This is a genomic window from Lysinibacillus xylanilyticus (assembly GCF_001183605.1).
GTDB classification, from domain to species: domain Bacteria; phylum Bacillota; class Bacilli; order Bacillales_A; family Planococcaceae; genus Lysinibacillus; species Lysinibacillus xylanilyticus.
The window spans coordinates 71249-83657 of the sequence record NZ_LFXJ01000002.1 but is presented as its reverse complement, the minus strand read 5'-3'; the positions used below and the strand labels follow the sequence as shown (position 1 = coordinate 83657).

Genomic DNA, 12409 nt, shown 5'->3' with positions numbered 1-12409 from the left:
TTAAGAGAGTAATCTCTTTCCGAGAAATACTTTACATTGCAAAAGCTCATCACGGTAACGTGTGATTGATTTCCTTTCCGACTAGGCACGTCCGATGAGCCGCTTTGCTTTCGCTACAGAAAATAATTGCTGAAAAAAGTTAAAAGTTAAAAGTTAATAAGTCCCGCATTCTTTTCATATATATTTTATATTGGCCAATTTTACTAAGGCATAGTTGATAATAAGGAGAGAACAATTGTGGACATTTACGTAAGACCTGGAGATTCTCTTTGGCGTTTCAGTGAAGTGTTTAAAATACCTCTTCAACTAATTATAGATTCAAATCGAAATATTAAACCTCAATTTTTAAGGGTCGGACAACGCATTCGAATTCCGGGGTTTGTGACTGTCAATTATCAAATCAAACAAGGAGATACTTTTTGGCAAATAACTCAAAGCAGAAATCTCCCATTAGTAGCCATCTTGCTTGCCAACCCCAGTCTTAATCCAAATCAATTACACATTGGACAGACAATTCGCATTCCCCAACGAATCACATGGAGGCTCGTCAATGGTAAACAAAATTATTCTTACACTATTATGATGAATGATATCAAAAAGCTACTCGATGCTTATCCTTTTCTACAAAGCTCTACGATTGGACATTCTGTTTTACAGCATGAAATCCCAGAGCTTCTAATCGGGAACGGAACTAAGCATGTCCATTATAACGGCTCCTTTCATGCGAATGAATGGATTACAACTCCGATTATTTTAACGTTTATAAACGACTATCTACTCTCACTCACCAATCAAAGTACAATTCGCAGTTTATCTCCACTCCCACTTTACCAGCAAACAACCCTTTCTATAGTTCCAATGGTTAATCCCGATGGTGTTGATTTAGTAGTTCAAGGACCACCTAATGACGAAGCATTAAGAAATCAGCTTATTACTTGGAATAAAGGTAGCACTGATTTCTCAGGTTGGAAGGCTAATATAAATGGTGTCGATTTGAACGATCAGTTTCCTGCAAAATGGGAGCTCGAAAATGCACGAAATCCTAAAACGCCTGGACCAAGAGATTTTGGAGGACAACGACCTTTGTCCGAGCCAGAGGCCATTGCTATGGCTGACTTAACAAAGCGGCGTGATTTTGCCAGAGTTCTTGCGTTTCATACACAAGGTAGAGTGATTTATTGGGGGTTTGAAAATCTCGAACCACCAGAGTCAGAAATCCTTGTTAATGAGTTTAGCCGGGTCAGCGGCTACGAGCCTGTCAATTCGGCAGGCAGTTATGCGGGCTATAAAGATTGGTTTATTCAGGATTGGCGTAGACCTGGCTTTACTGTCGAGTTAGGTAGTGGTACAAATCCACTTCCACTCAGCCAATTCGACGACATCTATGAAGAGACATTAGGTATATTCCTTGCTGCATTGTATATGTAATAAAAAGAGCCGAGAAAACAGTTTATGAAATCAAAGTAACCATCACAATTCAATGCTAAATAAATATCCCCAATCCCCATTTACTTCTGAAGTGAATGGGGATTTTTTAACCCCTATATTTACACTTCGATGATAATTTGGACGTATTTGGAAAAATTACTTTGACAGGCAGAGTAATATTTGCTAATATTACTCTGACAGATAGAGCAATAAAAATAAGTAGGTGACTTATGGTTCGAAGTGACATCATCCGCGGACACTTGGACTCCATTATTTTAAGGTTAATTTTAGAGAAAGATCGTTATGGTTATGAAATTTCTCAGGAAATAAGTATCCGCACAAATAATCGTTTTCAAATTAAAGAAGCAACTTTATACGCAGTTTTTCAACGTCTTGAGAAAAAGGAAATTATTGAAGCCTATTTTGGTGATGTTTCACACGGAGGCAAAAGAAAGTATTACCGTATTACCCCATTAGGTAAAGCATATTTAAATGAGCTAGTAAAAGAGTGGTCGGAAGTAAAAGAAATTATCGACTTATTTATGGAGGGCTTAGAATGAAAAAAATAAAAAATCATATTGATGAGCTTTTTAAAGACATTCCTCGTAATAAAGAAACAGAGATGGTTAAACAAGAAATCATTCAAAATCTTGAGGAAAAAGTATTTTATTTGATGGATCAAGGGAAAGAACAAGAGGATGCCATCAACAAAGCCATCGTGGAATTTGGAGATATTGAGGATTTAAAAAAGGAATTAGGCGTGAAGGAGCCCGGAAAGAAAAACATGTCTAAATTAAATTTAGAATTCTCTATATGGGGTAGTGGCTTAATTATTGCATTTTTTATTTTTATTAATCTTTACTATACACCAGATACAATTTGGGCAATCTATCCGATCTTCGCAATATTATGGTGGCCATTATCTATGTACTTCGTTTGGTCACGTAAGAAATGGAGTGAATGAACATGAAAAACTTGATTAACTTTTCGATTGTAGGTTGTTTGATGACAATGATTTTTTTAGGGATCGTCAATTATACGACGTCACCTCAGGAGCTTTGGTTTATTTATCCGTGCTTACTTGTTTTGCTATGGCCAATAACGTTATTCTTTATGTCTAAAAGAATGTATAAACAATATTCTCTTGTTTGTAGCACACTGATTATTGCTTTTCTTATCATTGAGAATTATTTATACTCGCCCGATTATATATGGTTCATTTATGCGATTTATCCAATCATTTGGTGGCCAATTCTTATGTATTTAGAGGAAAAAGCAAAAACATTAAAAATTGCACTGATAGGCTGTGCAAGTACCATTATTTATTACTCCTTATTAAATATTATTTTATCCCATCCATACCCTTGGGCGATCTATCCATCTTTTTTAGTAATTTGGTGGCCCTTAGCTTTATACCACGCACAAAGAAAAACGTTTGTAGCATTCTCTGTTACCGCTACAGTTCTTATTAGTATCTTTTTTATTACAGTAAATATTGTCTCTTCACCAGGAATAATATGGGCGTTTTATCCAATCTTTGTAGTTCTCTGGTGGCCCCTTAGCATGTATTTTTATGTTTATAAAAGAAAAATGTACAGATCAACAACTCTTCCTGAAAAAGTCTAAAAATTGCGATTATAATTCGCGTTCACAGGGGTGATTAGATGAAGCAGATAATGAAATTTATAAAATATACTGGAATAATTACCTTCGTATTACTCATAACAGCGCTTTTATTCCCTACATGGACTTCCCATATAAAAGGTAATAACAGTGTTAGTACATTAGAGCAAGTAAAGATAAATGGAAGTGATCATGAAATTATGATACGTGGCAAAGATAAGGATAATCCCGTTATTATTTTTGTCCATGGAGGGCCTGGATGTTCGGAAATACCGTATGCCAGTAAGTATCAAAACTTATTGGAAAACAATTTTACAGTTGTGAATTACGACCAAAGAGCAAGCGGAAAATCATATCATTTTTTTGAGGATTATTCTAATCTTTCATCAGACTTACTCGTAGATGATTTATTGGCCTTGACGGATTATATATCAGATCGTCTTGGCAAAGAAAAAGTAATATTAATTGGCCATTCTTATGGTACGTATATTGCAACTCAAGCTGCCTCTAAAGCTCCTGAAAAATATACAGCATATGTTGGAATTGGACAGATGAGTGATCAAGTAGGTAGCGAAATTGACGCTTTGAATTACGTTATTCAGCAAGCCGAAAATGCTGGCAATAAGGATGATGTTTTATATTTACAAGGGTTAACTGAACAAGTTGAAAATGGCGAGACGTTTATTCCACGGGAATATATTGCAAAATATGGTGGAGCTTCAAGACTTATTGATAACCCTGATGGGAATAGCATAGGTATGTTATTCAGTCGTGAGTATAACTTATTAGATATCATTCGTTATAGCTATGGCATATCCATCTCGCAAAAGGCTTTATTAAAGGAAGTAATAAAAAACCCTTTACCTACAAAAGTAAAAAAACTCGAGTTACCATGCTATTTTGTTATGGGTAAATATGATTATGAAACTTCATCTAACCAAGCGAGAAAATACTTTGATATGATTGAAGCCGATAAAAAAGAATTTATTGCCTTTGAACAATCAGCTCATTATCCACAATTTGAAGAGAAGGAAAAATTTTATGAATGGATGTGCGATACATTTGTGAAATAAATGTTCTTCACCATAAAGTAGGGTTGATTTCCGTTGCGCCTGGGTGCTTTCCTGGGGGCGTCCGTTCCCTAAAGGATATCGATAGTAGCCCCTATTATTTATTTACTATATAATTTAGTTATTAAATATTTTAACGGGCTGTGATATTATGTCAAAAAATGATCAATTGCACAATGTAGAAATCATTATGAGCGAGATGCTTGAAATACAATATAAATCAAAAATGTTTGTAAACCTCTTATCTGAGGGTGAATCATTATCTCAAAACCAACTGATTCTCCTACTTCAGCTAAAGATTAATGGTGGTATGAAAGCAACAGAAATCGCTGAGTTCTTTAGTGTGACACCAGGAGCCGTTACATCGATGTGCGATAAGCTGGAAAAGTTGGAATTAGTAGAGCGGATTAGAGAGAAAGAAGATCGTCGTGTTGTAAAAATGATTTTAACTAATAACGGTGAATTGAAGGTTCAAGATTTATTTTTAAAGTTTCCACAGGAAAAGCTGATAGACATGGCAACAACATTGCATGAGGTTAATCAGTTAATGAAGAAAATTTTTTAGGATTTCATACAATTGAAATCCTTTTTTTATTGCCCAGAAAGTATTCAGGAACCCTTTTGGCACATGTTTTGGCAATTCCCCCGCTTTAACGGGCAGTAATTTTATCTGTACCAAAAGTGAAGTGTCAGGTACAAGACTCCTCCACTGATTAAAGTTTTGCTTTATTAGTTCTTGACAAAATGGAGTCGCATATACTTTAATTAATATATATTTCAATTATTAAAATATATATTAATTAAAGTACAAGGAGTGATTGTTTTGATGCATAAACTACGCACTGTAACTCTTACAAATGGCAATATTAAAGATTTAGAAGCAGATTGTGAGCAATTAAATATCCGGGGCTTCGTTACTTTTCACCAAGAGGTACGCGTAAAAAAAATCTCTACTCATGGCCATAGTTCTTTTCATTCTCGCATTGAGGCGCAGATGTTAAATAGTTCAGGATCATGTACTATAAAAGATTTTTGTAAAATTAATGAGATTAAAAATGCCGGGAGCTTAAATATGCACAATGGGCAAGTAACAAAATTGAATAGTTCTGGGAAATTGACCATTAAACAAAGTTTAGAAGCCGAAACTGTCGATGCAATCGGTATTGTGAAAGCTGCAGAAATACTAGCCAAGCTTTTTCATTTAAAACTGTCTGGTGAAAGTAGAATTGGGGAGCTTATTGCAGATGAAATATGCATAGAGAAAGATAAGATTTCTGTTCTTCCTTTATTAAAGAAAAAATTAATTTGTCATTGTATAAAAGGGAAAAATATACGTCTTTCCTATACAAATGCGGAAGTTGTCGAAGGAGATGTTGTCACTGTGGGAAGTAATTGTAGAGTAAAAACACTTTACTATACTGATAGCTATTCAATTGCTCCCAACGCTAAAGTACAACAAATTGTACGGAGGGAGAAGGAATAATGATATTCAAAAAAATCGTTCAGTCCTTTTTTTGCTCGTTGGCACTCCTTGTATTATCTGTCCTCTATGTAGGTTTGGTCTTAAGTGCATTATTGTCAATACTAGCAGGTATTTTACGAACATTTGGCCTCGAGCAAATAAAGATGGGGATTTGGTATGGCGTTGAGCTTCCGGTTATTTTTAGCATTCCCCTCGCTCTCCTTGTATCCTTACTCCTGTTCTTTTGCTCCATATATGTTAAACGCTCTATCCTATTTTGCTTTTCGAAGCTTAGGTATTAACATGGAAAAGCACATCTTTTAGTTAATCAAAAGATGTGCCCCCTCTCGAGGATGTCGTTGTGATCCTAAGAATCATAATAATATTTTTTATTCCTTGATTTAAGTCAATGCTCCATCAGGATCCTCCTTTTAAAATAAAAACAACTTTAAAAGGAGGATTTGGTATGGATACAATACTACACGGACATTCAAACCGACGAAAATCGGCTTTAATTGGGGGAACGGCTCTCATCATTCTGGCACTTGCCGCATTTTTTTCCTATGGATTTGTCCATGAAAACCTTGTGCTGCAAGGAGATGCTAGTACTACTTTTAATAACTTAAAGTCATCAAATACACTTTTCAAAGCTGAAATTTTTGGCTGGGTTATCATCCTAATTACTGACATTATAGTTACATGGGCGTTTTATACTTTTCTAGAGCCTATTAATAGAAGTCTTGCGTTGCTTGCAGCATGGCTCCGCCTTACCTATACGACTATATTAGGCATTGCCATTCTAAATTTAGTCTTTGTATTACTTCTTTTTAATGGTACAGGTAATTTTTCATTTAATATTGATCAACTTCAGGCACATGTCATGTTATTTCTTAACGCATTTGAAACAATTTGGGCTATTGATTTAATTATTTTTGGAGGGCACCTTATGGTTATAGGCTATATTGTTTTCAAATCGTCCGAAATCCCTAAAGTCATTAGCATCTTATTGTTGCTTGCTGCAATAGGTTATATCACTATTAATGTATTTATCGCGTTTTTTCCACAATATGATGAGGTTATTTCAATTCTTAAACTTATATTTAATGTACCCATGATTTTAGGAGAGTTAGGCTTTGGTATATGGTTGCTAATTAGAGGAGGAAAAATCTCTAAAGCTTTATAACACCCCCCTAACACTTAATTCGCTTCTTAATTCTACTTAAGGATTCTGGCGTAATACCAAGGTAACTTGCTAATTGATGTTGAGGCACACGATCAACTAAATAAGGCCGTTTCTGTAATAATGATTTATAGCGTTCCTCTGGTGTAGATGCAATAAATGCAGCTAATTCATCTTGCATCTCACCAAAGCTATGCTCAATCATCCTACGAGTCATTGCTTCCAATTGCGTATATTTGTAATACATATCTTTTTCAGTAACAAGATCGCCCACAACCAATGTACAATCCTCTAAACAGGAGAATGTGTACGAGGATGACTTATCCTGTTTATGATGATTCATATTCGAAATGGCTTGTTCTTCTGTGTAGAAATTAGACGTGACTTCCTTTCCTGCCTCATCTACAGCATACTGCCTAATACATCCCTTTAATACAAAATAACATTTAGTTGGAACGTCTCCTTGTCTTAGGAGGGTTGTTCCTTTTTTAAACTCCTCAATTTGTATCTCTTCAACAATCGCTTGTTGTTGTTCTTCATTAAGAGCCGAATACTTCGTCATATACTTCATCAGTATGTTTCTCATCTTGCTCTCCATTCAACTTTTTTTCGTTAAATCATTGATTTTGTCATTAATTAATGCCTTTTTAAATATATTAGTTAATATGTTTTGAAATTCCTGCCATAACTTATTTTTACTCATCAAAAATTTTTTTCAAAATACTCTTCCTTATCGATTCAAGAAATAAAAAAATAGAACCTTCATTCCAAAATTAGAATGAAGGTTCTATATTATATTTTGTAGAAACAAATGCTTAGATGCTTTGTTACTACATAGATTTTATTTTAAACGAAGCGCTTCGTCTGTTGATTCATTAATTTCTTTAAGAAGCTCTGGGTTTTCTGCTAACGACTTGCCATAAGATGGAATCATTTCTTTAATTTTAGATTCCCATTCTTGAACATGTTGAGGGAAGCATTTATTGATTACCTCAAGCATAACGTGTACGGCAGTAGAAGCACCAGGAGAAGCTCCAAGTAATGCAGCAATTGATCCATCAGAAGCACTTACAACTTCAGTACCAAATTGAAGCGTTCCTTTACCGCCAGCTTCAGTATCTTTAATAACTTGTACACGTTGACCAGCTACAATAATATCCCAATCATCGCTCTTAGCATTCGGGATGAATTCACGTAGCTCTTCCATACGTTGTTCTTTAGATAGCATAAGCTGTTGGATTAAATATTTTGTTAATCCCATTTCTTTTACTCCTGCCGCTAATAACGTTGTAATATTATGCGGTTTTACAGAAGCAAATAAGTCCATATTTGAACCTGTTTTTAAGAACTTAGGTGAGAAACCTGCGAACGGTCCAAATAGTAATGATTTTTTGTTATCAATATAGCGTGTATCAAGATGCGGAACAGACATTGGTGGAGCACCAACTTTAGCTTTTCCGTATACTTTCGCATGATGTTGTTCAGCAACTTCTTGGTTTTTACATTGTAAGAATAATCCACTGATTGGGAATCCACCAATGTGTTTCCCTTCAGGAATACCTGATTTTTGTAGTAATTCTAGGCTTCCTCCACCAGCACCAAGGAAGACAAACTTCGCTGTATGGTATTCCATTTTACAGCCATTTTTGTCGTGTACTCGTACTTCCCATGAACCATCGCTAGTACGTTTCATGCTTTGAACACTATGATTGTAGTTGATGTCAACATTTTGAGTTTTTAAGTGGTCGATTAACATACGTGTTAATGAACCAAAGTTAACGTCTGTACCAGTGTCAATTTTTGTCGCAGCGATAGCTTCATCTGCTGAACGATTCTCCATAATAAGAGGAATCCATTCCATTAGCTTTTCTGGGTTATCAGAAAATTCCATACCTTGGAATAAAGGATTTTTTGTCATTGTTTCATGACGTTTTTTTAGAAACTCTACATTTTCTTTCCCTTGTACTAAACTCATATGAGGTAAAGGCATAATAAAGTCTTGTGGATTATTGATCAGTTTATTGTTCACAAGGTAAGACCAGAACTGTCTTGAAACATGGAACTGTTCATTAACGTTAATCGCTTTGCTGATATCGATTGATCCGTCTTTTTTCTCTGAAGTGTAGTTAAGCTCACAAAGTGCCGCATGTCCAGTTCCCGCATTATTTAATTCGTGTGAACTTTCTTCACCAGCTTTATCGAGCTGCTCAAACACTGTAATTTTCCAATCTGGCGCTAATTCTTTGAGCATTGTCCCCAAAGTAGCACTCATGATTCCGGCACCAATTAAGATAACATCTGATTTAATTTGTCTGTTACTCATTTTTACCTTCCTTATATATTAAGATTTGCAGAAAGGATGTAAAGCTCTCCTGCTTAGATATCACAGTAAGCCATGGAGTAACCTAGGAGTACACCTTTTCTGTATCAATTATTACCTTATTGCAGTGTATCATAATTACATAAAGATTAAAATATCAACTATCTATATGAGAGTTATGTGCATTTTTCGAGCCTTTCCCTTAATAAATCAAGAGAAAAACCTCCTTTTTCCTCACTGATAAACCCAACCTTCATTTAAGTTTTATGGAATAATTGTCCTAAAATTGGCTAGCTTTTTCATATAATAATGAGGATTTTTTAAATATTATATCTATATAATAACATAAAAATATGGAACCAGTCTTGTTTTTGCACCAGCTCCACTACATATAATTTTTTTATTATTTTTTAGTGTTATTTTAACATTTTTATTATTCTAACCAGCCAAATCTCATCCTATTCTTCGACAGGACTTTTTATTTTCCAACCATCTATCTTAAAACCACCCATCTGATTAAGTACATGGTTTACTAAATCTTCATATGTCTCCATCATCTTTTGTTTGTCCGCTTCTTGTAATGCTTTTAGAAACATTTCTTTAAATATCGAATCCGGGAAAATACTTTTTAGATATTTTTTAATATATGCTGGATCTACAAGATAAGAATGTACTTGATTGTACGGAATGCTTTCTAACTTTAAAACCTGACAGTACTCAGAAAATAAAATACCTAATGCGTTAAAATACACAAAAGGGAAATCCACTCTTTTTTGTTCAAAACAATCCTTTAAATTGTCTAATGAATCCCATAGAGAATATTTTTTCATTTCTAATACTGTTTTATTTAATTCATCATATTCATTGTTTAGCCAATGTTCAGCTTCAATTTTTAATTCATTAAGTATTCCTGTGTTATCAAATAGAATCTTTCCTGTAATAATTTGAACCATGGACATTGTTCTTTGGTTTTGAAAATCCCCTTGAAAGTATTTATGAATTTGGTGTGGTGGATTTGCAAAATATTCTATAAGAAAACCATTAATAATTCTATTCCCTCTCTCTCGCCAATCAACATCATCAGATAAAATAATATGTACATCTATATCAGAACGCCTAGAAGGATTTCCTGTTATGTAGCTCCCACATACAAGTGCCCCTACAACATCATTTCGGTTCTTCCAATCTTTTAAAAACTCTTCAAGCGCCATTTTCCATTCTTCCATAAAGTTATCATCACCTTTCTTTAATATATTCAAGGTATATTAAAAAAAACCTTTAACTCTGTAAATGAAAAAACACAGCTTTATTAGCTGCGTAAAATTTAAAAACATTATCTTTTCTAACCTTTATTTTTTTCTAGTAGCTGCTCCATTTTATAATCAGCACGTAGCAATACTTGCTTTATTTGTTTAATCTCTTTTTCTCTTTGAATCATCTGTTTATACTTATTTTGAAATAATATTTTCAGCTGTTGAACATTTTGAATCTCAGCTTCTGTCAATTCATCATTTTCATCAGTATTTTGCGACCATTCAAAAAGCATTTTAATTTCTTGAAGTGAAAAACCACATTGCTTTAGTTTAAGAATAGTACTAATTATTTCGATATGACCCTCGTTATAATCACGATGTTTGTTTTTTATTTCCGGATGCAATAAACCCATTTTTTCGTAATAACGAATTGTATCTTTACTAAGATCAATACATGTAGCAAATTCACCGATTTTTATGACCATCACCTACCACATAGGAAATTTATAAACCATTAATAGCAATATACAATGGAATATGAAGCGAACGATATGGTGACTATATCTTAGCTTTTTATTTGTTAATAGCCCTTCCGCAACTGCTAGTACATGTAACAGTACAAATTCAAGGATTAGCAACATCAATACCAGTGCTTTGTTTGGTAAAAATATCGTTACAAGAATACTGATAGATAAGACCACAAATAAGAATGTTCGTATTTGATATCCGTTCTCTTTCCATTGATGCAAGCCTGCAATCCCTGTTAATAATGCGTATAACCCTATCAATGCATAAGTAATAATATCCATTTACATCACCCCATTCTTTTAATACTTTCACTTTAAAAGATGGAGTTAACTCCATGTCAACAGATTTTAATCGAAAGAGCCCCAATCGATCTTCTAGAGCTACTACCTATCGTTAGTACAAAATATACCGCTGTTGCCCATGAAGTCATAAATCCAATTCCAACTATGAATAGACGAGTTTTTAGCCAGTCTCTATGTCCTAATTCATTTATTTGAAAATATCAGCTAAATAGTTTTGAACAGACTCTGGTAATAGTTGAAAGAACAATCCTTCATATTTGATATCGAGGATACCAGCAATGAAAATAATAATAATGATGAATATTAAAAGGGGTTTCTTATTTTTAGAAATCCACTTCAATAGTCTCCCCTCCTCTGAAAAAATAACGTTATAGTTTGCAAATTAAGTATATATTGATTCCAGTAATATATAAACCTGTCCTTTTGATAATAAAATCATTCTCTGTCACCCAAATTGGCGATGTTACATAAGATTAATTATACCTCGGCATAATTGCGTCCGGAATCGGCACTGTGCTATACAGAGCTACAATGATTGATTGAAATTTTATAAAGAAAGGAATAGCGATGGTAAACTTTAAATCATTTCGTGGGGTCGTTACTCAGATTGATGATTTTCCGATCGGGCAAAACGGAGAAAAGGAAGGTTGTTATAAAATTATGACGGTAGAAGATAGTACTCAGGGCATCGTCAATTTTATCGTCTCACCTTCTACTTATTTTGTAAACCAAGAAATCGTAACTCTTGGTGATCAGATTACTGGATATTATGATGGGAATGCACCTGTTCCTTTGATATATCCTCCTCAATATCGAGCACTCGTCGTTGTAAAGGAAAATAACTATCTAAATGTTAAAGTCGACTTCTTTAATAACCAATTAGTGAGTAGTGATGGCCAATTACAACTAAATCTTTCTGCTTATACACTTATCTTGCTCAAAAATGGGCAACCTTTTTCAAAAAGCCCAGCAAATCGAAACTTAATTGTTATTTATGGCCCTACTACAAGAAGTATTCCTGCGCAAACCACACCGTATAAAATAATTGTTTGGTGTTAACTAAAAAAAATAGAAAATATTTCCCAGGAAAGATTTTAATCATCCCGTGTTAAGCTCTTTAATAACTACATTTTTGCAAACCGACAGATTACATTTTGTGATTCAAATCATTAATCTCTTATCTGCGCAACATTTCACATAAAAAATCAACTGCCAAGTAAACAGAAGAATAAAATTAAGCGGC

At 34.2% G+C, this 12409-nt stretch carries 15 protein-coding genes; 9 read left to right on the top strand and 6 right to left on the bottom strand.

From position 1 onward, the window contains the following. The first annotated feature begins 237 nt into the window (after positions 1-237). From ACZ11_RS00565 to ACZ11_RS00525, 8 genes are all read left to right on the top strand, one after another. Positions 238-1428 carry a M14 family metallopeptidase gene (locus tag ACZ11_RS00565; RefSeq protein ID WP_049662703.1) on the top strand — a complete coding sequence of 397 codons (1191 nt, stop codon included), beginning with the start codon at positions 238-240 and terminating at the stop codon, positions 1426-1428. Positions 1429-1658: 230 nt separating this feature from the next. Next, complete coding sequence (locus ACZ11_RS00560; RefSeq protein ID WP_049662700.1) at positions 1659-1988, top strand: PadR family transcriptional regulator; 330 nt, start codon at positions 1659-1661, stop codon at positions 1986-1988. Beyond that, positions 1985-2392 (top strand): permease prefix domain 1-containing protein, encoded by a 408-nt coding sequence (locus ACZ11_RS00555; protein WP_049662698.1) that lies wholly within the window; start codon positions 1985-1987, stop codon positions 2390-2392. Before ACZ11_RS00560 ends, ACZ11_RS00555 begins: the two co-directional genes overlap by 4 nt. Before the next feature lie 2 nt (positions 2393-2394). Then, positions 2395-3054 carry a hypothetical protein gene (locus ACZ11_RS00550; protein ID WP_049662695.1) on the top strand — a complete coding sequence of 220 codons (660 nt, stop codon included), beginning with the start codon at positions 2395-2397 and terminating at the stop codon, positions 3052-3054. 38 nt (positions 3055-3092) lie between these two features. Then, entirely contained in the window at positions 3093-4124 is a 1032-nt protein-coding gene (locus ACZ11_RS00545) for an alpha/beta fold hydrolase (protein WP_049662694.1), read from the top strand. A gap of 148 nt (positions 4125-4272) precedes the next feature. After that, a complete protein-coding gene (locus tag ACZ11_RS00540; protein ID WP_049662692.1) occupies positions 4273-4686 on the top strand; it encodes a MarR family transcriptional regulator in 414 nt (137 codons plus the stop codon). 261 nt (positions 4687-4947) lie between these two features. Then, positions 4948-5604 (top strand): hypothetical protein, encoded by a 657-nt coding sequence (locus ACZ11_RS00535; RefSeq protein ID WP_049662691.1) that lies wholly within the window; start codon positions 4948-4950, stop codon positions 5602-5604. A 445-nt stretch (positions 5605-6049) separates the two neighbouring features. Beyond that, positions 6050-6766 (top strand): DUF4386 domain-containing protein, encoded by a 717-nt coding sequence (locus ACZ11_RS00525; RefSeq protein WP_049662689.1) that lies wholly within the window; start codon positions 6050-6052, stop codon positions 6764-6766. Positions 6767-6773: 7 nt separating this feature from the next. Here the strand turns inward: ACZ11_RS00525 and ACZ11_RS00520 are convergent, their stop codons facing one another. The 6 genes from ACZ11_RS00520 to ACZ11_RS26485 all read right to left on the bottom strand — a co-directional run bounded on the left by ACZ11_RS00520 (position 6774) and on the right by ACZ11_RS26485 (position 11506). Next, positions 6774-7349, bottom strand: coding sequence for a Crp/Fnr family transcriptional regulator (locus ACZ11_RS00520; RefSeq protein ID WP_049662688.1), 576 nt, complete (start codon positions 7347-7349; stop codon positions 6774-6776). Between the two features lie 255 nt (positions 7350-7604). Beyond that, complete coding sequence (locus ACZ11_RS00515) at positions 7605-9086, bottom strand: malate:quinone oxidoreductase (protein WP_049662686.1); 1482 nt, start codon at positions 9084-9086, stop codon at positions 7605-7607. A gap of 455 nt (positions 9087-9541) precedes the next feature. Continuing rightward, positions 9542-10309: a nucleotidyltransferase domain-containing protein gene (locus tag ACZ11_RS00510; RefSeq protein ID WP_049662684.1), complete on the bottom strand. Its 768-nt coding sequence runs from the start codon at positions 10307-10309 to the stop codon at positions 9542-9544. A gap of 116 nt (positions 10310-10425) precedes the next feature. Next, positions 10426-10821 carry a MerR family transcriptional regulator gene (locus ACZ11_RS00505; RefSeq protein WP_049662682.1) on the bottom strand — a complete coding sequence of 132 codons (396 nt, stop codon included), beginning with the start codon at positions 10819-10821 and terminating at the stop codon, positions 10426-10428. A 3-nt stretch (positions 10822-10824) separates the two neighbouring features. Continuing rightward, positions 10825-11145 (bottom strand): hypothetical protein, encoded by a 321-nt coding sequence (locus ACZ11_RS00500; RefSeq protein ID WP_049662681.1) that lies wholly within the window; start codon positions 11143-11145, stop codon positions 10825-10827. A 208-nt stretch (positions 11146-11353) separates the two neighbouring features. After that, entirely contained in the window at positions 11354-11506 is a 153-nt protein-coding gene (locus tag ACZ11_RS26485; protein WP_169776063.1) for a hypothetical protein, read from the bottom strand. 227 nt (positions 11507-11733) lie between these two features. Between ACZ11_RS26485 and ACZ11_RS00495 the strand changes: the two genes are divergently transcribed. Then, the gene (locus ACZ11_RS00495) at positions 11734-12225 is read left to right on the top strand and encodes a hypothetical protein (protein ID WP_049662678.1); all 492 of its coding nucleotides are present in this window, start codon (positions 11734-11736) and stop codon (positions 12223-12225) included. Positions 12226-12409 lie beyond the last annotated feature (184 nt).